Below are 22,950 nucleotides of genomic sequence, written 5' to 3' on the forward strand. Positions count from 1 at the left end.
GAGAAAGCTGCCAATTTCGAGCACACCATGCGCATGAACCAGGTGTCGTCGCTGTGCCTTAGCGCGGCTTTTATTGCCATGCTGCTCTGGCGCTAGCGGGGTTAGGGGAAGAGGCGCACCCGGAGGACGACCCAATATTCTTCAGTCGCCGGGAAGATTTTGCTCGTAATGGGTTAGTAGTTGAGCCGTCTTCATCGGCACCGCATCAGCTGAAGCCTTTTATATGTCTGTTCCTACCTATCCTAATGGCACCGTTCGTGCGTTGCTTGCAACTGAGCATGTTTCGGAGGCCACCCGCGCCGCACTTCAAAGTCGGCTTGACGCCCCCGCCGCCTACGAGCCGCAGTTGCTGGCACCCGAAACGTTTGCCCTGCTGGAAGCCGTAGCCGGCCGCCTTTTCCCCCAGCCCGACCGGCCCGACAACCCCATTGCCCTGGCCCCCGCCGTAGACCAGCGCCTGGCCGAGGGCCGCGCCGATGGCTGGCGCTACGATGCGCTCCCGCCCGACCGCGAGGCCGTGCGCATGGGCTTGGGCGGCATTAATGAGATAGCACAGGAGCTATTTCAGGCTGATTTTATGGCGTTGAGCGCCGAGCAGCAGGATGCCGCCCTCCAAGCCCTGGCCGACGGCAACCCGCCCGGCACCACCTGGCAAACGCTGGATGCTGGCCGCTTCTTTGAAGAACTCTTGGCCGAGCTCACCGAAAACTACTATGCCCACCCGCTGGCCCAGGAAGAAATTGGCTACGTGGGCATGGCCGACTTGCCGGCCTGGACGAAAATCGGCCTTAACGAACGCGAGGAACGGGAGTTGAAATTGTCATCCTGAGCTTGCGAAGGACCTTATCACCGTTGAATAAGCGGCAGTAATTCAGTTTTTGCGAACGTCATAAGGTCTTCGCAAGCTCAGGATGACAGCTGTTTTTCTCTACCCCCTCATCAATTGACACCATGCCTGACGAAGAAATCCTGGAAGAAGGCGTCCTCAGCCCCATTGAACCCGAGATTCAAGACCCGCTGCTGCGCGCTTTGATTGCCGACGAACCCGCAGCGGCAGCGGCCCCGGTTGCCACCCCGCTGGAACAGCCCCAGGCCGTACCGGCCGAGGCCGACGAAGTAGACTGCCTGGTGATTGGCCTGGGCGCGGGCGGCGCGCCCCTGCTGGCCCGCCTGGCCATGGCCGGCCTGAAGGTAATGGCCCTGGAAGCCGGCCCCTGGCACAACCCCACCACCGACTTTGCCACCGACGAAAAAGCCCAGGACTTCCTGTTCTGGAACGATGAGCGGCTGGCTGCTGGCGCCGACCCGCTGGCCATGGGCAAGAACAACTCCGGTACCGGCGTGGGCGGCTCCACGCTGCACTATACCGCCTACACGCCCCGCCCCCTGCCCGACGACCTGCACATTCGGCGCGATTTCGGGCAAGGCGAGGACTGGCCCGTGAGCTACGAAGAGCTGGAGCCGTACTACAACGAAGTGGAGCGCTTCATTGGCGTATCTGGCCCCACGCCCTACCCTTGGGGCCCCGCCCGCAGCCAGGGCTACCCCATGGCCCCGCTGCCCCTCAATAGTGCCGCTCAGTTGATGGTACGCGGCGCGGAGAAACTCGGAATAAAGACCTCGCCGGCGGCCAATGCGGCCCTTTCGGCCCGCTACTACCAGGAGGGTGTGGGCTGGCGCGAGGCCTGTACCAACCGGGGCTTTTGCCAGGCGGGCTGCTCCAACGGGGCCAAGTCGAGCATGGACGTGACGTACATACCGCTAGCGGTGAAACACGGGGCCGAAATCCAACCCAACAGCTTCGTAACGGAGATTGAGCGCGACGAGCGCGGCCGCGTGACGGGTGTGGTGTACACCCACAACGGCGAGCAGAAGCGCCAACGCTGCCGCCACCTGTTTCTGTGCGGCGGCTCGGTAGAAACGCCGCGCCTGCTGCTGCTCAACAACCTGGGCCTGAGCAGTGGCCAAGTGGGCCGCAACCTGATGGCCCACCCCGGCCTGCAGGTCTGGGGCACCTTTGCCGACGAGGTACGGCCCAACAAAGGCATTCCCGGCGGGCTGATTTCGCAGGATACGCACCGGCCTACCGGGGCCGACTTCGTGGGCGGCTACCTGCTGCAAAGCATTGGGGTGATGCCCGTGACGTTTGCCGGACAGGTGGCGCGGGGCCGCAAGTACTGGGGCCAGCAGCTGCGCAACTACATGAAAAATTTCAACCACATAGCCGGCATCAACATCCTCGGCGACTGCCTGCCCCACGCCGACAACTTCCTGGAGCTGGCCGAAGAGAAGGACGGCCGCGGCCTGCCCAAGCCCCGCCTGCATTTCTCGGCCCAGGAAAACGAGCACCGCATGAATGCCCACGCCGAGAAAATCATGCGCGGCATATGGGAAGCCGCCGGCGCCACCGACATCTGGTCGTTTCAGCGCTACGCGCACGTCATCGGCACGGCCCGCATGGGCCTGAGCGGCGACGATGCCGTGGTGGACGCCAACGGCCGCGTATTCGACGTGCCCAACCTGTACATCTCTGATAACTCCACCTTTCCCAGTGCCCTGAGCGTGAATCCGGCCCTCACCATTATGGCGCTGAGCCTGCGCACGGCCGACAAGTTTCTGGAGAGCCAGCAGCGCCGGGACAATTGAACGACAACTCCCCTCCTTTTTTAAGGAGGGGATGTTCGAGCCAAGGGCTCGAACGGGGGTGGTGGCCCTCGTTGAACGATGGGCGAACGAGTCTTGCGGGAATCGTTCGGGTGTCGTGCAACGGGGGCCACCACCCCAATTTTCACTTCGTGAAAATGTCCCCTCCTTAAAAAAGGAGGGGAGTTTTGTGTTCTTTTAGCTATTCCCATGAAGTCCTTTCTCACCAACATCAAAGAGCAGTTCGGCAGTGGCAAGTACGAGGGCGACCAGTACGGCGGCGCGCAGGGGCACAACGGCAATGGCCTGCCCACCGGGCTGCCCAACAACTTCATGTTTGCCACCGGCATTGAGTGCAGCTACCCCACCATTGACAACGGCAAAACCCGCCGCGATATGTTGGCCGAGTGCGACCACTACAACCGCTACAAGGAAGACCTGGCCCTGGTGAAGGAAATGGGCCTGAAAGTGCTGCGCTACGGCCTGCCCTATTACAAGATTCAGCTCGCCCCCGATAAGTACGACTGGGAATTTGCCGATGCGGCCATGGCTGAGATTCGGCGCCTGGGCATCACTCCCATTCTGGATTTGCTGCACTTCGGCGTGCCCGACTTTATTGGCAACTTCCAGAACCCCGAATTGCCGGTGCACTTCGCGGCCTATTGCGAGGCCGTGGCCAAGCGCTACCCCTGGGTGCGGTTCTACACGCCCATCAACGAGATATACGTCACGGCCAAGCTCAGCGCCAAAGACGGTATCTGGAACGAGCAGCTGACCACCGATAAGGCCTTCGTGACGGCCCTTAAGCACTTGGTGGCGGCCAGCATCATGGGCACGCAGCAGATTGCCAAGCACCGCTCCGACTGCATTATCGTGCAGAGCGAGTCGGCTGAATTCACCCACGAGCTGCGCGCCGAGCACACCTATGAGGTGCAGATATGGAACAAGCTGCGCTTCGCCTCGCTCGATTTGCTCTATGCCCGCCACCCCGAAGGCGAAGTATTGAACTACCTGTACGACAACGGCATGACGCGGCGCGAGTACGACTGGTTCATGGCCGGCGAGCCCCCCGGATACCAGATAATGGGCAATGACTACTACGGCCGCAACGAGAAAATAATGCTGCCCGATGGCACCATCCAGACCAGCGTGGACGTGATGGGCTGGTACAACATCACCCACGAGTACTACCTGCGCTACCGCAAACCGGTGATGCACACCGAAACCAACGTGTTCGACCCCAACTTAGCCCCCACGTGGCTGTGGAAACAGTGGGTAAACATCCTCCGGATGCGCAAAGAAGGAGTGCCCGTACTCGGGTTCAACTGGTACTCGCTCATCGACCAGATTGACTGGGACAAGGGGCTATCCCGCAAAGAGGGCACCGTGAATGCCTGCGGCCTGTTCGACCTCGACCGCAAGCCCCGCCCCGTGGCCGACGCCTACAAAATGCTGCTCCAGGAGTACGGTCAGATTACGATAGTGCCCCACGGCGAGCTGTTTGAGATAACCGAAGCCCCCGCCACGCTTAAGGTTGAGATTTAAGCACTTCTCGCGCCCATCTATTTATAAGACAACACAACCTGCGGGTGCGAGAAATAATTTGCTTGGTAATTACAAAGTAGGAAGTTCAATTTGGGGCAGGCCTATTAGAGTCAACTTCAGGATTAGTGTCGTGCTTGATTCTACCGTGCTGCTTTTGCGCATTGCCGCCACGTGGCCCCTGCCGGGGCTGGGGCTGCTGGCGCTGCCCGAAGGCGCTACTCCGCGTCTCGTGAGCTACCCGCTGCACACGCCGCTGGCGGTAGCTGCGGTGCTGCCCAACGGCCGCACGCACCGGGGCCAGGCCACAGTGGAGGAAATAGCGCGCACCGTCTCCGTGGAACGTGGGCTGCTGCTCGACTTCTCTCCAGTACTCATTGAACAATTGGCCGCAGGCACCGAAATCTGGCTGCTGGAGGAGGCCGCAGGGCCTTTCGGGCTGGAGCCATGAGCAGCTAGGCGCAAGCCACTCTATTAAACCACGTGGCTAAGCGCCCCGTTTGGCCCCCTTTTCCAACCCAAACAGACCGTTTTTTGATACAACCGCCTCCTGGCAACATGGTAAACTAACAAGCTAGTGGCTAGCAACTGAAAGCTATTAACTAGAGACTTAGCCAATTGGTCGTTATGGTTTTCGGCTTGGAACTAGTTGGCACCGCACCTTGCTTTGTGTAGATTGCAAGTCCACTAGCAGTTCAGGGATTTGGCTATCTACTACTTTCTATGAGATTTCTGGCTCCGCTGCTTCTGGTGTGCCTTTGGGTACTGCCAGCTGCCGCTCAGCGCTTCGTAATTAGTGGCCAGGTGGTGGAAGCCACCAACGGCGAGCCGGTGCCGTTCGCTTCCGTGTTTGTGCCCCAGACCAGCACCGGCGTCACGGCCGGGGCCGACGGCCGCTTCAAGCTCACCGTTACCGGCTCGGCCGACTCGCTGGCCGCTTCCGCCGTGGGCTTCGTCACGCAACGGCGCAAGCTTTCGGAGGCGCCCGTGCAAACGGTGCTGTTCCGGCTGCGGGCGGGCGGCGTGGCCCTGGGCGAAGTGGTGGTGAGTTCGCGGCAGCCCGAAAACCCGGCCTTCCGCATCCTGCGCGAAGTGCAACGCAACAAGCCCCGCAACCAGCGCCTGTCGCTGCAGGCCGCTGAATGGGATTCCTACCACCGCATCGAAACCAGCCTGGCGCAGCTCCCGCCGGGCCTGGCCAAGCGCAAGGCCATCATGGCAATGCGGGCGCTGGCCATTCGCCAGGGTGCCGCCGCCGCCGCCGACCCCGACGCTCCGCTGCCCATTTTTGCCTCCGAAGTGAGCTCGCGGGTGTACCAGAAGTTTTCGCCCTTGCGCCGCCGCGAAGACCAGCTGCACCGGCAGCTGCGCGGCGTGGGCCCGCGCGAGGGCTCGGTGGTGTCCCAGATGCTGGGCTCGAACTTCCAAAGCTTTGACTTTTACCCCAACTGGCAGAACGTGCTGGGCAAGGACTTCATCTCGCCCATTGCCGAAGGCGGCCGCACTACCTACGACTATGACTTGCTGGATTCGGTGATGGTGGGCCAGGATTTCTGCTACAAAATTGCCGTCAAGCCCAAACGCTCCCACGACCTGGCCTTCCGGGGCACCATCTGGATAACGACCGAGGGCTACGCCCTGCGCCGGGCCGACCTGGTGGCCAGCCCCAACGCCAACATCAACTTTATCAGCGACCTACGCATTTTTCAGGAGCTCACGCCGCCCGCCGATGGGCCCGGCCTGCCCATGCGCACCCGGTTTGTGGTGGTGGTGCAGCCTTCGGAAAAGCAGGCCGCCATGCTGATACGCTTTACCACGTTGGGCAGCAACTTTGTGCGCAACCAGCCCCGTACCGAGCCCGGCTTCTACGACCAAACCGTGGTGTCGGTACTGCCCGAGGAGGAGGCGCGGCCCGGTGGCTTGCTAAGCCCGCCCGGTGCTGGCACCGGCTACTTCGACCTGCATCGGCCCGACACGCTGACCCTGTCGGAGCAGCAGAGCTTTGCGGTGCTGGACTCGGCCAAGCAGTTGCCGGCGGTGCGCAACATACTCGACTGGGTGGACCTGGTGGTGAACGGCTACGCGCGGGTGGGCGGCTGGGACCTGGGCCCGGTGCTGGGCGTCTACGCCCGCAACGATTTTGAGGGCAGCCGCTTCCGCTTTGGCTTCCGCACCACGCCCTTCATCAGCCGGGACTGGTTTACGCAGGGCTACCTGGCCTACGGCACGGGCGATGGGCGACTGAAATTTGGCCTGCGCACCAGCTACGTGGCCGAGCGGCGGCACTGGACGGTGGTGAGCGGCGAAATACGCCACGACGTGGAGCAGGCCGCCTTGCTCGACAACGACTTCCAGACTGGCAACAACCTTTTTGCCTCGGCCTCGCGCTGGGGCCGGTTCCGGCAGGGGCGCCCCATTCTGCGCGACCTGCTGGCCGTAAGCCTGCAGCGCGACCTGTTCAAGGGCTTCACCCAAACCGTCACGGTGCGCCACCAGGACATCAAGCCCTTGCACAACTTCGCCTACTTCACCACCTCCGACCGCAGCCTACGGGCGCCGCTGGGCCGCAACCTGACCTTGTCGGAAGTAGTGGTGGAAGCGCGCTATGCGCACGACGAAGACCTGGTGCAGAGCGAAAACCGCCGCCAGGCCGTGGGGCTCAAGCGCTGGCCGGTATTCACCCTCCGCTACACCCTGGGCGCCCGCAACTTGCTGGACGACAGAGCTTCGCCTACTTACCAGAAATTCAACCTGCTGATGACGCACAGCGTGTCCCTGGGCCACCTGGGCCGCTTGGGCTACTCGGTAGAAGGCAGCCTGATTCCGGACCGGGTGCCCTACCTGTTTCTGAAAACCCCACTGGGCAACCAAACGCCGTTTTACAACGCCAACTCGTTTAACCTGATGAACTACTTCGAGTTCGTGACCGACCACTCGGTGTCGGTGCGGCTCGACCAGCACTTTGAAGGCCTGGGCCTGAACGCCATTCCCACTATCCGCCGCCTCAACTGGCGCCTAGTGGCCACGGCCAACATCCTGTACGGCGGCCTGCAGGCCGCCAACAGCCAGCAGCCCCGCCAAGACCTCGACGGCACCGACCTGGCGCCCGTGCCGTCGCTGGGCAAGCTGCCCTACGCGGAAGTAGGCTACGGTATTGAGAATATTTTCAAGTTCCTGCGGATTGACTTGATGCACCGCCTGACGTACCGCGACGCGCCCAATGCCCAGCGGTTTGGGGTGAAACTGGGGGCACAATTCCGGCTGTAGCGGGCATTTTCGTATTTTGAGGGCCTTATGCACGATTGTTTCAAAATGGGACGGCCGCAGTGGGGCTGCTGCTATGGTTGGGGTAGCGGCCTGAAGCGGCTGTTGGGCCGGGCCGGGCTGGTGCTGGCCCTGGTGTGGGCCAGTTGCCTGAGCGCCTATGCCACCGCCGAAGACACGCTGCACATCCAGTCTTCCTGGGCCGAGTTCTTTCTGGCTGAAAACTACTACAGCATACTGGAAGACCCCAGCGGCCAGCTTACCCTGGCCGATGTGCGCTCCCCCGCCGTAGAGCGCCGGTTCACCACCCTGCGCGGCTCGGGGCAGCCGTCCAATATTCAGCACCCACAGAGTACCTATTGGTTGCGCATTACCGTGCGCCACGGCCTCTCTGAAAACGCTACCTGGTACCTGGAGCTATACGATGCTCACATTGGGCGGGCCGTGTTTTACCGGCCTGCTTTGGGTACCGGCACTGCCTACGAGAGCGTGACCACCGGAGCCACGCTGCCCTTCGCCACCCGGCCCCATCCCTACAAAAACTTCCTCTTCGACCTGCCGCCCCGGCCCGGCCAAACCGCAACCTACTACCTCCGTCTGAACTCCGACACCCGGACCAGCTTCCGGGCCATGCTGCACAGCGGGTCGGGCCTTATCCCCGAAATGACGGGGCAATACTGGCTGCTTGGCTTATTTTATGGGGTACTCTGCATCATGCTGCTGTACAACCTGATACTGTTCTTCTTTTTGAAGGAGAGGACTTATTTGTATTACGTGCTGTATGTGGGGAGTGGTGCGCTGCTGTTTTTTTCAGAAGACGGCCTGGGATTTCAATACCTGTGGCCCGGCGGGCCGGGCCTGAACCACTTTATTGGGGCGGCGGCGCCAGTGCTGCTGCTGCTCACGTTTGCCACCTACGCCAGTGGGTTTTTGGATACGGCCTCGCGGCTGCCGGCACTGCACCGGGTGGGGCGCTGGGTGGTGGGAAGCAGCACCGCCCTGCTGGTGCTCGATGCCGCAGTGGTGCATTCCGGCTTTAGCTTCTGGCTGTACCTGCTGCCTTATGGCTTGCTGTACTACGCCGCTTTTCGGGCGTATCGTGCAGGGCTAAAGCCGGCGCGCTACCTGCTGCTGGCCCAGGCGCTGGTGGCCAGCAGCCTTACTTTTCTCATTATGCGGAAGCTGGGCATTGACTTCTACAACAACGCCTACACCGTTTACAGCCTGTATGTGGCTTTTGTGGCCGAAGTAGTGATTCTGAGCTACGCCTTGGGCGAAAAGCTGAAGGGCCTGATGGACATGACCCTGCACACCCAGAACCGCCTGCTCAAGCAGCTGCGCAAAAAGCACCAGGCCCAAGACCGCCTGGTGGTGCAGATGCGCGAAAACCAAGCACTCAAAGACCAACTCAATACCGAGCTGGAAGCATTGGTAGGACAGCGCACGGCGGAGCTGCAGCGCCAAAACGATACCGTGGCCACCCAAAACCGGGAGCTGCTTGAAGCCAACGGCCTGCTGGCCCTGCAGTCGGCTGCCATTGAGAAGCTCAACGGGGACCTCAGCCGCGACCTGCACGCCGAGAAGGCCGCCCGCATTGAGGCCCGGGAGGTTGACTTTGGCGAGTTCAGCCAGATATACCCCGATAAGGACGCCTGCCTGCGCTACCTGGCCGACTTGAAATGGGCCCAGGGCGGCTATCGCTGCCGTAAGTGCGGCCACGAAAAAAGCTGCGAGGCCCGCGAACCCTTTGCCCGGCGCTGCACCCGCTGCCGCTATGTGGAGTCAGCTACAGCCGGCACCTTATTGCAAAAGTGCAAATTCCCTATTGTAAAAGCTTTATATGCCGTGTTCCTGCTGCACGCCCACCGGGGCAGCTATTCGCCCTCCGAGTTGGCCCGGGTGCTGGAGTTGCGCCAGGCCACCAGCTGGGCGTTCGCCCAAAAGGTGCTGGCCGCCCTGCAGCGGCGGCGGTCCGCTCCCGACTTTGAGGACGGTGAGCCCTGGACGCATGTACTATTGGAATCTACTGCCGAGGCTGAGCTACAGGAAATCGAGCAAAAGTAGCTGGGTAAAATGCCATCATAATTTCCGGTAACGTTTGCGAAGGATTGGACGTGACACTTTGTGTAGCTAATGCCATTCCAGTCCATATTTAGTAAATAACTGAGTTAACTGGCTGTTACTGTGTCTTTTTTTTGAATTGAGCTGTTTTTATTTTGTTGTTTTTTAGCCAAAGCCCTCGGAATACTAAAACCCATTGACAGCCTTGGCAGGCTACAAAGAAGTTAAGATTCGTGTGCAGCAAGCGTATAAGCAATTGCGCAGCCTACCGTAAAAAAGCCCTTTGCAATGCATAACAAGGCTTTTCTGAGTTGCATTTGCTAAACACACGCTTCTATATTTGGGCATTCCCACCTGCCCAATGTCTCCATCACACCCCTTTATTACCCGGTTAGCTACGGCTGTATTCCCTTCACTGTCGGCGGTTGCGTTGCGCTTGGTAGCGCCACGCACCGCCTTGCTGATGCTGCCTTTGCTAGCTGCTTGCCAGCGCGGTGTTATACCAGCCACAGTGGCCACTGCTCCTACGGCCACCGCCGTGGCCACGCCAGCGGCATCAGGCTTCAGCCCACGCGTGCAGCAGCTCCTGGCGCAAATGACGCTGGAGGAGAAAATCGGGCAGATGACGCAACTCAACATTTCGGTGATAAACACCACCGGCGTGCAGAAGGACGTGGTGCTGGATTCAGCTAAAGCCACTGCGCTGGTCCGGAATTTTCATATTGGCTCATTCCTTAACGGAGAGGCAGTGCCCGCGGCCCAATGGGTACGCTACTCGGCCGCGCTGCAGCGCATTGCCCTGCGCGAGTCGCGCCTGCGCATCCCCATCATCTACGGCATCGACCACATGCACGGGGCCAGTTACGTGGAAGGCACGGCCATATTCCCGCACAACATCAACCTGGGTGCCAGCTTCAACCCCGAGCTGGCCCGGCAAACGGCCCGCGCCACGGTGCTGGAGTCGGCCGACCTGGGCCACCATTGGGTGTTTGCGCCGGTGCTGGACCTGGGCGTGAATGCCTACTGGCCCCGCTTCTATGAAACCTACGGTGAAGACCCGCTGGTAGCATCGCGCATGGGCGCAGCTTTCGTGCAGGAACTGCAGAACAACAAGGAGATAGCCCCCTACAAAGTAGCCGGCTCCGGCAAGCACTTCATTGGCTACTCCGACCCGCGCAACGGCTGGGACCGCACCAATGCCCTCATTCCCGACCAGCGGCTGCAGGAGTTCTTCCGGCCTTCGTTTCAGGCCGCAATCGATGCCGGGCTGAAATCCATCATGATAAATTCGGGTGAAATAAACGGGGAGCCCGTGCACGCGTCCCGGGCCATTCTCACGGACCTGCTGCGGAGCCAAATGGGCTTTAAAGGCGTGGCCGTGACCGACTGGGAAGACATCATCCGCCTGGTGCGCATCCAGAAGGTAGCTGCCAACGAGAAAGAAGCCACCTGGATGGCCATAGACGCGGGCGTGGACATGGCCATGACGCCCTACACCACCACCTTTTGCCAGTACGTGAAAGAGCTGGTGCAGGAAGGCCGCCTAACCCAGGCGCGCATCGACCTGTCGGCGGGCCGCGTGCTGCAGATGAAGGACGAAATTGGCCTGTTTGAAAACCCCATGCCCCGCGCCGACCGGCTCAGCCGCATTGGCGACCCGGCCCTGCGGGCCCAGGCCACGGCCGCCGCGCGCGAGTCGGTGGTGCTGCTGAAAAACGATAAAAACACTCTGCCCCTGGCGCCGGCCCGCGTGAAGCGCCTGCTGGTGGTGGGCCCTTCGGCCGAGTCGCGGGCGAACCTGTCGGGTGGGTGGACACTGGCCTGGCAGGGCCGGCCGGAGGCTGCGTATCCGAAAGACGTGCCCACGGTAGTAGAGGCGCTGCGCAAAGAATTTCCCGGTGTTAAAGTAGAAACGCTGCCCTACCGCGATGCCAAGGGCAAGATGCAGTTAGCTAGCATTTCGGCCGCTGCCCGGCAGGCCGATGCCGTGGTGCTGGCCCTGGGCGAGCGGCCGTATACCGAAGGCCTGGGCAACACCTCAGACCTGACCCTGCCCGACGACCAGCAGCAGCTGGCGCGCGCAGTGCAGGCCAGCGGCAAGCCCACGGTGCTGCTCATGATTGGCGGCCGGCCGGTCATTATCCGGAGTGTGGCCGATGCCGCTACGGCCATCATCTGGGCGGGGCTGCCGGGCTACGGCGGTGGCACAGCGCTGGCCGAAATCATCAGCGGCAAAACCAATCCCAGTGGCAAGCTGCCTTTCACGTACCCGCAGTTTGCCGGGCACATCTCCAACTACCACCACGACAACAACGAGAACAGCCTGGACCTAAGCGACTTCGGCGCTGGTTTTGAGCAGCGCGGCGCCAAGTACAAGAGTTCCATGCTCACGGAGTTTGGCGAAGGGCTGAGCTACACTTCCTATGCCTACTCCGGCCTTGCCCTGAGCGACACCGTGCTCACGGGCCCCAGCGCCCGCCTGCGGGCCACCGTGCGCGTGGCCAACACCGGCGTCCGCGCGGGCCAGGAGGCGGCGCTGTGGTTCCTCACCGACGAGGTGGGCCGCATCACGCGGCCGGTGCGCCTGCTCAAGCATTTTGAGAAGCAGGCCTATGCCCCCGGCCAAAGCCGGGAACTCACCTTCGACATCAACCCGCTCACCGACCTGAGCTACCCCGACGGCCTGGGCCGCCCGCAGCTGGAAGCCGGCTGGTTTACCCTACGCGTGGGGTCGCAGTCGGCTCGGTTCCGCTACGAGGGTGGCGCTGTAGCTCCCGGCGCTCCCGCTCCCACCGAAGCCCCTGCGGCCAGATAGCCAGCGGGCTTACCCCTTTTAATCCTTAGTTTTTCATCATTCGCTTATCACCTTCAGTTTTCCCACCATGAAGCGAAATTTTTACTTGATTGCGCTGGTACGCCGCACTGCGGTTCTGCTGGCTTGCGGGTTTCCCGCAATGGCCATGGCCGCTCCGGCCGGACCAGCCCACCTGCGCGCCAGCACGGCAGCCGATGTCCCCGTATCGGGCCGGGTGTTGGGGCCTGATGGCTCGGGCCTGCCCGGCGTGACGGTGCTGGTGCGCGGCACCACCATAGGCACCACCACCAGCGGCGACGGCACCTTTAGCCTGAACGTGCCCGAGGGCAGCACCCTGGTGTTCAGCTTTGTGGGCTTCACCACCCAGACCTCCATGGTTTCGGCCACAACGAGCACCCTGAATGTTACCCTGCAGGAAGACACCCAGAAGCTGACCGAAGTGGTGGTGGTGGGCTACGGCACCCAGCAGCGCGGCAGCGTGACGGGCGCTGTGTCGTCGGTATCGGCGCGGGAAATTGCTTCGCAGCCGGTGGCCGATGCCACCCAGGCCCTGCAGGGCCGGGCGGCGGGCGTCACGGTCACCTCGAACGGTGGCGCCCCGGGCGGCGCGGCGGGCACGTCCATTCGGGTGCGGGGCATTACCTCGGCCGGCAATAATAACCCGCTGTACGTGGTCGACGGCTTTCCGCTGCCCGAGGGCGGCGAGAACCAGCTGAACGCCATCAGCCCCAACGACATTGAGAGTATTGACATCCTGAAGGATGCGTCGGCTACCGCCATCTACGGGGTGCGCGCGGCCAACGGCGTGGTGCTCATCACCACGAAGCGCGGCAAGGCCGGGGTGTCGACGGTGAATGTTGACGCTTACCGCGGCGTGCAGCAGGTGTGGCGCAAGCTCGACCTGCTCACGGCCGAGGAGTACGCGGTAATCAACAACGAGAACCGCATTGCGGCCGGCCAGCCCATTGTGGTGCCGCGCCTGCGCGACCCGCAGGCCCTGGGCGAAGGCACCGACTGGCAGGACGAGGTATTTCGCAACGCCGCCATTCAAAACTATTCGCTTTCGGCTACCGGGGGCAGCGAGAAGGCCCGCTTTGCGGTGTCGGGCAGCTACTTCCAGCAGGACGGCACCATCGTTGGGTCTAATTTTGAACGGTTTACGCTGCGGGCCAATGGCGACGTGCAGGTGAACAAGTACCTGAAATTCGGCAACAGCATCTCGCTCACGCACCTGGAAGACCGCCAGATTACGACCAACAGCGGCGAGTACGGCACGGTGCAGCAAGCCCTCCGCATTCCGTCCATCATCCCGGTGTTCCGGCCCGATGGCTACTACTATGAGCCCCGCGGCCAGCAGGACAACTTCATTGAGGAAAACCCGCTGGCCTCGGCCACCATTGCCAACCAGAAGTTTACCCGCAACCGGGCCCTGACGACCTTGTTCGTGGAAATTGAGCCGCTGAAAGGTCTGCGCTTCCGCACCAACGTGGGCGCCGACTTCATTTTTGACAACTTCAACGCCTTCCGTCCGGGGGTGCCGGAGCTGCGGATTGGTCCCGATACTTATACCACACGCTACACCCAGGCTTCGGCCGGGGCGTCGGCCACGTCGTCGTACGCGCCGAGCTACCTGATTGAGAACACCCTGACCTACGACCATTTATTTGGCGATAAGCACCAGGTAACGGCCCTGCTGGGCCAGTCGGCGCAGGAGTTCAACTTCAGCAACGTGCAGGCCTTCCGCACTGGCTACCTGCGCAACGACCTGCAGGTAATCAACTCGGGCCCCGTCAACACCCAGCTGGCCAACGCCAGCACCATCAACCCGGCGTCGCGCTTGGCCAGCTACTTCACGCGCCTCAACTACGAGTTTGCGGGCAAATACCTGTTTTCGGCCATTGCGCGCTACGACGGCTCGGGCAATTTTCCTCCCGGCGAGCAATTTGGCTTCTTCCCCGGCGTGTCGGCGGGCTGGCGCATCTCAGAAGAGGAGTTCTTGCGAGGCAACAGCGTGGTGAGTAACCTGAAAGTGCGCGTGGGCTACGGCCGCGTGGGCAACCCCAACAACGCCGGCCGCTTCGCCTACCTGTTTGCCGTGAATTCGGGCATTCAGTACCCATTCGGGCCCGCGGGCACCATTGTGAACGGAGCCGCCCCCACGCGCCTGGCCAACCCCGACCTGCGCTGGGAAAACAACAACCAGACGAACTTCGGCATTGATTTCGGCTTCCTGGACAACCGCTTCGAAGGCAGCATCGACCTATACGACCGCACCTCGCCCAACCTGATTGCGCCGGTGCCGGTGTCCCTGGTTTCGGGCACGTTTGAGAGCGTAAACCGCAACGCCGCCTCCGCCTACAACCGCGGCGTGGACTTCTCGCTGACTTCGCGCAACATTCGGGGCAATGGCACGAGCCTAAACTGGAGCACTACATTCAACCTGTCGGCCTACAAAACCCGCCTGGACAAGCTGGGCGTGGGCGACCCCTACAACGGCCTGGGCGGCCTGAGCGGCACCATTGTGCGCTACGATGAGGGCCAGCCCTTTGGCTCGTTCTTCGGCTTCGTGGCCGACGGCCTGTTTCAGACGCCGGAAGACGTGAAAAACCACGCCGTGCAGCAGGCGGGCACTGCCCCCGGCGACATTCGCTTTAAGGACGTGAACGGCGACGGCGTTATCAACGGCCAGGACCGCACGTTCATCGGCGACCCCAATCCGGACTTCACCTACGGCATGAACAACACGCTGACTTTCGCCGGCTTCGATTTGAACCTGTTCATCCAGGGCTCGCAGGGCAATCAGATTTACAACCAGAACCGCTACATCCTGGAAAGCGCCCTGTACGGCAACAGCAACGGCAGCAGCCGCGTGCTGGGCCGCTGGACTGGCCCCGGCACCAGCAACGACGTGCCCCGCGCCATTGCCGGCGACCCCAACGGCAACCTGCAGGTGAGCAGCTACTACCTGGAAGACGGCTCCTACCTGCGCCTCAAAACCCTGACCCTGGGCTACGCCCTGCCCAAAACCCTCACCGACCGCATCGGCGGCAAGCAGGTGCGCCTGTACGTGAGCGGCCAGAACCTGGTCACGCTCACCAAGTACTCGGGCTTCGACCCCGAGGTGGGCTCGCGTGGGGTAGACCTGGGCGTGTACCCCCAGCCCCGCGTGTTCCTGGCCGGCCTGAACCTGGGTTTTTAATCTTCTAAACGACTTATCAAGATGTCTATAATCTCGAAATACGCCGGCGGCACCTTGCTGCTCACGCTGGGCCTGCTCACAAGCTGCGGCGAGAAATTCCTGGACGAAGCCCCCACCGACCAGGTAACCGACGCCAACTTCTACAAGACCACTACCGACGCCATTCAGGCTACCAACGCGGCCTACAGCGAGCTGGGCAAGGGCGGGCAGTACAACTACGCCCTGTGGGGCATTGGCGACATCGGCTCCGACCTCTCGAGCACTGGCGGCGGCGGCGGCGGCGACGGCATTGAGCAGCAGCAGCTGGACCGCTACGGCAGCATTCCGGCCACCAACCCGCTCACCAGCCGCCTCTGGGGCGGCTGCTACGTGGGCATTGGCCGCGCCAACATTGTGCTGCAGAAGGTGCCGGGCATGCAGATTGACCCCGCCATTCAGCAGCGCAGCATCGGCGAGGCCTCGTTTCTGCGGGCCAAGTACTACTTCGACCTGGTGCGGGCCTTCGGCGACGTGCCCCTGCTCACGGTGCCGCCCACCACGCTGGCGGAAGTGAACGTGCCGCGCACGCCGGCCGCGCAGGTGTATGCGCAGATTGAAAAGGACTTGCTGGATGCCGTGGCCAAGCTGCCAACGTCGTACAGCGGCGACGACCTGGGCCGGGCCACCAAATGGGCGGCCGCCGCGCTGCTGGCCAAGGTGTACCTCACCGAAGGCAAGCTGCCGGAAGCGGCCACGCAGGCCCGCACCGTGATTGCCTCCAGCGGCAAGGCTTTGTGGGATAATTACGCTGACAACTTTAAGGTAGCCACCGAATACGGCAAGGAAGCGCTGTTTGAAGTCGGCTACATCTCGGGCCGCAACCAGTTCACCTTCGACGGCCTGGGCTTTGTGGGCAATGAGTTCTTTGGCCCGCGTGGCCAGGGCATTGTGCCGCAGGGCGGCTACGGCTTCAACATTCCCGAAGCCGACTTTGTGGCGGGCTACGAAGCCGGCGACCTGCGCCGCGACGTGACCATCTGGAAGCCCGGCGACGTGTACCCCGACGGCCGCGTGCAGCCCAACTCCCTCCCCGGCTCGCCCAATGGCTACGGCGTAAAGAAATGGTTCATTGGCAAAGTGAACACCAACATCTGGGACTCGGGGCTCAACATTCCGGTGATTCGCCTGGCCGAGGTGTACCTGATTCTGGCCGAGGCCGCGGGCCCTACCGCCGAAGGCCGGGAAGCCATCAACAAAGTACGGCGCCGCGCTTTTGGCCTGCCCATCAACACAGCTTCGCCCCGCGACCTGTCGGCCAGCCTCAGCGCCCAGGCGTTCAAAGAAGCCGTGTGGCGCGAGCGCAAGTACGAGCTGGCGTTTGAAAACGACCGGTGGTTTGACATGAAGCGCACCGGCGAGCTGCTGCGCTACCGCGGCGTGCAGCCCTTCAACATCGTGCTGCCCATTCCGCAATCGGAACTCGACGTGAACACCGGCCTGAAGCAGAATCCGGGCTACTAGGCGCTTGCCTCTCTTTCATCTTATCTGACTATTGCCATGAAAAATATAGCACGTATAGCGGTTATGGGCCTGTTGGCGACCCCGCTGCTGCTGGCCTCCTGCAGCAAAGACGACGACAACCAGCTGGAAGGCGCGGTACCCAAGTCGTCCTTCACTTTCCAGGTTAACACCACCGAGTTTCCCACGGTGGTCACCTTCACCAGCACCAGCCAGGACGGCTTCCTGTACCAGTACAACTTTCTGGGCGAAAATGCCGTGGCCACCGGCCCCACAGTGACGCGCACCTACACCCGTCCCGGCACCTACGAAGTGGAGCTGATTACGGCCGGCAAAGGCGGTACGAGCATCTCCAGCAAGCAAACAATCACCATCCCCGACGCTTGCACCAACGCTTCCTTCAACAAGCTGGTGGGCTGCGCAGCCTCGGGCACCCGGGTGTGGTCGTTTGATAACGCGGCCGGCGCCATTGTGCGCGAAACCGCCGCGGGCGTGCAGATTTCGTCTTCGGGCGCGCTGCCGGCCTGCCAGCTCGACGACCAGTTTTCGTTCAGCAACAACTTCACCGTGAACTACGAAAGCGGCGGCGCCACGTTCCGGAACGGAGCCTGCGGCTCGTCGCTCAACCGGGGCGGCAGCTTTGTGTTCCGGCCCAATGCTGCCGGCAACCCGCAGATTGTGCTCAAAGGCCGAGGCGCGTTCATTGGCCTGCCCGACTCGGTGGCCAACAAAACCTACGACATCCTGGAAGCCACCGACACCCGCCTGCGCCTGCGCGGCACCAACCCCGACGGCACCCGCACCATCATCACGCTGGCGCCTTTCGACGCCACGGCCCCCTTCAAACTGCTGCTCACCGGCGGCTCTTCCAAAACCTGGATGCTGGACAATGACGCCGACGCCCCGATTGTGGTGGGCACCGAAGCATCGCCAAGCCTCTACTTTGCCGGAGTGAAGCCAGGTGGGCTGCCCGCCTGCCAGTCGGACGACGAGTACACCTTCACCACCGCCAACATAATGAGCTACAATGCCAAGGCCGAAACGTTTTCGGCCAATGGCTTCTCGTGCCAGGCCCCGCAGACCGGCACCACGCCGTTTGTGTTCGGGCCATCGGCGGGCGCCGGCCTGGCGCAGCTCACGCTCTCGCGCAGCGGCGCCTTCATTGGCACCACCGACGCTTCCCCCACCGAGCGCGTGTACCGCATTCTGAGCATCGACGACAAGAAGATGACCATTCGCGCGGGCAGCGGCCAGAACGGCGGAACGGTATTCACCATTAAGATGGTTGCTAAATAACTAGCAGTCTGATTTTTACCTACCGATTGCTGGTTAATTTATGAAGACTCAATCCATTGGTGTGTTTCGCAACTATCGGCTTGGCGCGGGCCTGCTGCTCATCCTGAGCCTGATGTCCTGCACCGAAAAAGCCAGCACCCCGCCCACCCGCACTACACCACCCAGTACGCCCGTGGCGCCGGTGGTGAACGAGGAGGCCAGAAACTACGCCGACTACAACACCCTGGTGTGGAGCGACGAGTTCAACGGCAGTGCGCTGGACCAGAGCAAGTGGGGCTACGACCTGGGCGGCAATGGCTGGGGCAATAACGAGCTGCAGAACTACACCAATTCAATTGATAACTCCTTCGTAAACGGCGGCAACCTTACCATTCAGGCACGCAAGCAGCAGTCTGGCAGCAACGCCTACACGTCGGCCCGCTTGCTCACCAAGGGCAAGCAGAACTTCCAGTTTGGCCGCATTGACGTTCGGGCCAAAATTCCAAAAGGCAAGGGCGTGTGGCCCGCCATCTGGATGCTGGGCGCTGACATTGACCAGAACAACTGGCCCAAATGCGGCGAAATTGACATCATGGAGCTACGCGGCAGCCAGCCCAAGGAGCTGCTGGCCACCATGCACTTTGCCGACGCCAACGGTGCCCGCCGCCTGAAGGGCACCACCAACACGGTGGCGGTGGACCTCTCCGAGGACTACCATATTTACTCGGTGGTGCGCAGCAAGGACCAGATTCGCATGTTCCTGGACGGCCAGCTGTACTTCACCTTCGGCACGGCCGACACGGCCGGCGCCAGCTACCCCTTCAACAACCCGTTCTTTTTGATTTTGAACGTGGCCGTAGGAGGCGATTTCGATGGCAACCCCGATGCTTCCACGGTGTTTCCGCAGCAGATGGTAGTGGACTACGCGCGCTACTACCAGTACAAATAACAACCAGTGCGCATGCCAACCAGAGTAGGTGGGAAAATCGATTCGGTCGGCAAGCGCAGTCGTGGCTTTGCCACGCTGGCCCGGGTGGTGGTCGTGTTCAGCAGCTTGCTGCTGAGCGCGGCTGCCCCCGTTGGCCCAGCGGCCGGCCCGCAGGCCAGGTCCCGCTACACCTTCGATAAGCTGGTGTGGCGCGATGAGTTCAACTACACCGGCCGGCCCGATTCCACCAAGTGGGGCTACGACGTGGGAGGCAGCGGCTGGGGCAATAAAGAACTGCAGTACTACACCAAAAACCGCTTGGAAAACGCCCGTGTGGAAGGCGGCAACTTGGTGGTGGAAGCCCGCAGGGAAGCACTACAGCCTGAGAATGCTTACACCTCGGCCCGGCTGCTCGCGCGCGGTAAAGGCGGCAGCCAAACCTATGGCCGCTTCGAGGTGCGGGCCCAGCTTCCGGGCGGCCGCGGCACCTGGCCTGCCATCTGGATGCTGCCCGACCAGAACGGCTACGGCAACAAAAGTTGGCCCGACAATGGCGAAATCGACATCATGGAGCACGTGGGCTACGACCCCAACGTCATTCATGCCTCCACGCACTGCAAGAGCTACTACTTCCGGACCAATAACCAGAAAACCGGCACCACGGTGATTCCCGATGCCACCACCGCCTTTCACGTATACGCCATTGAGTGGACGCCGGAAACCATCACGGCCGAAATTGACGGCCAGCTGTATTTCGCGGCCCGCAACGAGGGCACCGGCTGGCAGGCCTGGCCCTGGGACAAGCCCTTTCATGTGCTATTGAACGTGGCCGTGGGCGGCGAGTGGGGTGGCCAGAAAGGCATCGACGAGGCCGCATTCCCCCAGCAGATGCTGGTGGACTACGTGCGGGTTTATGAGATGAAAAAGCGCTAGCCCTACGGCGGAGCCCGCCGGTGAAGTAGTCGCACATCTGCTGTTGCCAACGCGTGGGCCCGCGCGCCGCGCCCGCAACGAACTGTTCTCGCCGTAGCGCGATGGCGGCGGCGCAGCAGGGCTCGCTTTCTCCCCCCCCCCTGCTTAGGAAAGACCGCAGCGGAGCCCCGGCCAAACTAATTCGTGTTGGTTTCGCGGGCTCCTTATCTTTGGCTTCGGCCGCACCCGGTGGTGCCGCCTTCCTTTCGGCATGATTTCTACCGCAGACCTGCAGCGCCTGTTCGGCATTAAGACCAGTGAAACCCGCACCGTGGGGCTGTTCTTGCTGCACAATTTCCTTCTGGGCATTGGCTCGGTGCTGGTGTACGTGGCGGCCAACGTGCTGCTGCTGGAGCACCACCCCGAGCACAGCCTGCCGCTGGGCTACATAGCCGGTGCCCTGGCCATGATGGCCGTGGGCAAAATCTACACCTACTTCGAGCACCATTACCTGCTGAAAAAGCTGGCGGTGCGGGTGCTGATAGCCGTGGTGGTACTCACCGGGGTGCTGGGCGTGCTGGTGGTGGTGGGCCATTCGGTGGCGGCAGCGGTGGCCATTATGGCCGGCTACCGAGTCATTTACCTGCTCACCAACCTGGAGTTCTGGGGCGTATCGGCGGTGGTATTCGATGTGCGGCAGAGCAAGCGGCTGTTTAGCGTAATTAGCTCCGGCGACATGCCGGCCAAGGCCCTGGGCGCAGTTTTGGCTGCCCTTATTCACGGCGATGCGCAGCTGCCGGTGCTGCTGGGCGTGTCGTTTGCGGCCTACCTGGGGGCGCTGTTTGCGTTGCGGGCCACCCTGAGCTCCCACGTGGTGGAGGCGGCGGCGCGGCCCCTGCGCCAGCCTCTGCAGCCGCAGACCAAGCTGGTTCGGGAGCTGTTTGGCGGCAGCCAGCTGGTGCTGGCCATGTGCCTGAGCCTGGTGGCCATCGGGGCGGCGCTCACTGGCGTGGAGTACATGTTTTTCATCAACGTGAAGCACAAGTTTCACGACTCGGCCGACATCACCCAGACGGTGGGTTGGATACTGAGCCTGACCTACTTGGCTGCCATGTTCTTCAAGCTGCTCGTGAGCCGGCAGGCGCTGGAGCGCTACGGCGTGCAATGGTCGCTGCGGCTGCTGCCGGCCGTGGCGCTGCTGGGTCTGGCCGGCTTCGGTGGCCTGCAGCTGCTGGGCGGCTACACCGGCACGGGGTTGCTGGTTTATTTCTGCGGCCTCTACCTGCTGCTGGAAGTACTGCGCCGCACCGTGTTCGACCCCGTGTTTCTGGTGCTGTTCCAGCCGCTGGCGCCGCAGTTGCGGCTGGCAGCCCACACCCTGGCCAAAGGGTTTTATGAGCCGCTGGGCATGTGCCTCACGGGCCTGCTGTTCTTTGTGTTAGGCTACGCCAATATGCTCAGTGGCTGGGTACCCTTTACGTGGATGGGGGCGCTGCTGCTGGCGGCGCTGCTGTTCCTGGCTCGCACCTACCGCAGCTATTTAGCCGAGCTCAAGGAGGGCCTGGGCCGCCGCTTTGCCGAAACGGCCGAGCTGGCCCTCCCCGATGCCGCCCTGCAGGTGGTGCTGGCGCACCTGCACAGCCCCCGGGCCACCGAGGTGCTCAACGCCATGGCCTGGCTCCGGCAGCGGCAGCCGGCAGCCCTCGTCAACCACGTTCCTTCCCTGCTTGAGCACCCCGACGAGCGGGTGCGCCTGGCCTTGCTGGCCACTCCTGAGCTGCGCCCCCTGCCCCCCGAAGCCCTGCGCGCCCTGGCCCAGCGCGACGCCGCTTCCGCCGTGCGCGAGGCCGCGGCCCGGGAGCTGGCCGGGGATACCCCCGACGACCCGGCCGTGGCATTGCTGCTCACCGCAACCGATATGGAGGCCCGGCAAGGAGCCATTCGGGGCGCGCTCCAAAGCCGCCCGCAATACGAGCCAGCCCAAGCCAGCCTCACGAGCCTGCTGCATGACCCGGCCCCCGCGGCGCGGCTGGCAGCCCTGGCGCTGCTTCCATTTTTGCCGGAAGCCGCCCAGCAAAATCTGGTGGAGAGCAGCCTGAACGTGGACAACGCGGCTGCCACTCCGCACGCCGCGCTGGTGGCCATCGGCACGGTAGGACACACTAAGCTGGCGCACCACTTGTTTCTCGCTCTCGGCCAGAAGCGGCACTGGCAGGTAGCCGCCGACAGCCTGGTGGCGCTGGGGCCCGCCGTGGTGCCCCTGGTGCGGGCGGCGCTGCACCACGACCCCACCGACGTGCTTATTCACCGCCTCGTGACGGTGCTCGAACGCCTTAACGCCCCTGCCAGCCGCGCGGCGCTGGTGGAGCTGGCTCAAGGCACGCACCTGTTTTTCCGGACGGCCGCGCTGCGGGCCCTGCGCCGGTTTCCCGCCGAACCCGGCGACGCGCCCATCTTTGAGCAACTACTGAGAGATGAATTTCAGTTCGCGTCCCAATTGCTAAGCGGGCTGGTAGCCACCAAGCTACCCGCGCTGCATGCTACCATCGATTACGAATTGGCCCAGCTTCACCAGCGGATTTTCAGCCTGCTGGCACAGCTCTACGATGCCGAATCGGTGGCCACGGCCCAGCGCAACGTGGCCCACGCCGCCCGCGAGCGCCAGGCCAACGCCCTGGAAATCCTCGACAATTTGATTCCGCGGCCCATATACCAGGGGCTCCAGGCATTGCTCGACGACACTTCGGTGGCGGAAAAGGCTCGTGTATTTGCCAGCCTCACGCCGGCGCTGGCGGCTACGCGCACCTCGTGGGG

Annotated in this window: 13 protein-coding genes; all 13 read left to right on the forward strand. The window is 62.5% G+C overall.

Annotated features, from left to right (window positions below):
- Positions 1-223: 223 nt before the first annotated feature.
- Positions 224-829 (forward strand): gluconate 2-dehydrogenase subunit 3 family protein, encoded by a 606-nt coding sequence (locus BEN48_RS11745; protein ID WP_070735117.1) that lies wholly within the window; start codon positions 224-226, stop codon positions 827-829.
- A 122-nt stretch (positions 830-951) separates the two neighbouring features.
- Positions 952-2,646, forward strand: a complete 1,695-nt coding sequence (locus BEN48_RS11750) for a GMC family oxidoreductase (protein ID WP_083321013.1) — start codon at positions 952-954, stop codon at positions 2,644-2,646.
- 201 nt (positions 2,647-2,847) lie between these two features.
- Positions 2,848-4,188 carry a family 1 glycosylhydrolase gene (locus tag BEN48_RS11755; RefSeq protein ID WP_162274738.1) on the forward strand — a complete coding sequence of 447 codons (1,341 nt, stop codon included), beginning with the start codon at positions 2,848-2,850 and terminating at the stop codon, positions 4,186-4,188.
- A gap of 130 nt (positions 4,189-4,318) precedes the next feature.
- Positions 4,319-4,636, forward strand: a complete 318-nt coding sequence (locus tag BEN48_RS11760; RefSeq protein WP_070735120.1) for a hypothetical protein — start codon at positions 4,319-4,321, stop codon at positions 4,634-4,636.
- Between the two features lie 272 nt (positions 4,637-4,908).
- Positions 4,909-7,452, forward strand: a complete 2,544-nt coding sequence (locus BEN48_RS11765; protein ID WP_070735122.1) for a DUF5686 and carboxypeptidase-like regulatory domain-containing protein — start codon at positions 4,909-4,911, stop codon at positions 7,450-7,452.
- Positions 7,453-7,479: 27 nt separating this feature from the next.
- Positions 7,480-9,513, forward strand: a complete 2,034-nt coding sequence (locus tag BEN48_RS11770; protein WP_070735125.1) for a 7TM diverse intracellular signaling domain-containing protein — start codon at positions 7,480-7,482, stop codon at positions 9,511-9,513.
- 508 nt (positions 9,514-10,021) lie between these two features.
- Positions 10,022-12,325, forward strand: coding sequence for a glycoside hydrolase family 3 N-terminal domain-containing protein (locus BEN48_RS11775; RefSeq protein WP_158010167.1), 2,304 nt, complete (start codon positions 10,022-10,024; stop codon positions 12,323-12,325).
- Positions 12,326-12,392: 67 nt separating this feature from the next.
- Complete coding sequence (locus BEN48_RS11780; protein WP_070735129.1) at positions 12,393-15,524, forward strand: SusC/RagA family TonB-linked outer membrane protein; 3,132 nt, start codon at positions 12,393-12,395, stop codon at positions 15,522-15,524.
- 21 nt (positions 15,525-15,545) lie between these two features.
- Positions 15,546-17,024, forward strand: a complete 1,479-nt coding sequence (locus BEN48_RS11785; RefSeq protein WP_070735131.1) for a RagB/SusD family nutrient uptake outer membrane protein — start codon at positions 15,546-15,548, stop codon at positions 17,022-17,024.
- Positions 17,025-17,060: 36 nt separating this feature from the next.
- A complete protein-coding gene (locus BEN48_RS11790; protein ID WP_125932604.1) occupies positions 17,061-18,317 on the forward strand; it encodes a PKD domain-containing protein in 1,257 nt (418 codons plus the stop codon).
- Positions 18,318-18,357: 40 nt separating this feature from the next.
- Positions 18,358-19,245 carry a glycoside hydrolase family 16 protein gene (locus tag BEN48_RS11795; protein ID WP_070735135.1) on the forward strand — a complete coding sequence of 296 codons (888 nt, stop codon included), beginning with the start codon at positions 18,358-18,360 and terminating at the stop codon, positions 19,243-19,245.
- A 12-nt stretch (positions 19,246-19,257) separates the two neighbouring features.
- Positions 19,258-20,157 (forward strand): glycoside hydrolase family 16 protein, encoded by a 900-nt coding sequence (locus tag BEN48_RS11800; RefSeq protein WP_083321015.1) that lies wholly within the window; start codon positions 19,258-19,260, stop codon positions 20,155-20,157.
- Positions 20,158-20,407: 250 nt separating this feature from the next.
- On the forward strand, positions 20,408-22,950 hold a 2,543-nt coding region (locus BEN48_RS11805), incomplete at its 3' end, for an MFS transporter (protein ID WP_070735138.1).

Source organism: Hymenobacter glacialis (genome assembly GCF_001816165.1).
In the GTDB taxonomy this organism is placed as follows: domain Bacteria; phylum Bacteroidota; class Bacteroidia; order Cytophagales; family Hymenobacteraceae; genus Hymenobacter; species Hymenobacter glacialis.

Coding starts and splice junctions, on each gene's coding strand:
- BEN48_RS11770 (WP_070735125.1), top strand. CDS start 7,480: ATGCACGATTGTTTCAAAATGGGACGGCCGCAGTGGGGCTGCTGCTAT.
- BEN48_RS11800 (WP_083321015.1), top strand. CDS start 19,258: ATGCCAACCAGAGTAGGTGGGAAAATCGATTCGGTCGGCAAGCGCAGT.
- BEN48_RS11795 (WP_070735135.1), top strand. CDS start 18,358: ATGAAGACTCAATCCATTGGTGTGTTTCGCAACTATCGGCTTGGCGCG.
- BEN48_RS11785 (WP_070735131.1), top strand. CDS start 15,546: ATGTCTATAATCTCGAAATACGCCGGCGGCACCTTGCTGCTCACGCTG.
- BEN48_RS11750 (WP_083321013.1), top strand. CDS start 952: ATGCCTGACGAAGAAATCCTGGAAGAAGGCGTCCTCAGCCCCATTGAA.
- BEN48_RS11790 (WP_125932604.1), top strand. CDS start 17,061: ATGAAAAATATAGCACGTATAGCGGTTATGGGCCTGTTGGCGACCCCG.
- BEN48_RS11780 (WP_070735129.1), top strand. CDS start 12,393: ATGAAGCGAAATTTTTACTTGATTGCGCTGGTACGCCGCACTGCGGTT.
- BEN48_RS11745 (WP_070735117.1), top strand. CDS start 224: ATGTCTGTTCCTACCTATCCTAATGGCACCGTTCGTGCGTTGCTTGCA.
- BEN48_RS11765 (WP_070735122.1), top strand. CDS start 4,909: ATGAGATTTCTGGCTCCGCTGCTTCTGGTGTGCCTTTGGGTACTGCCA.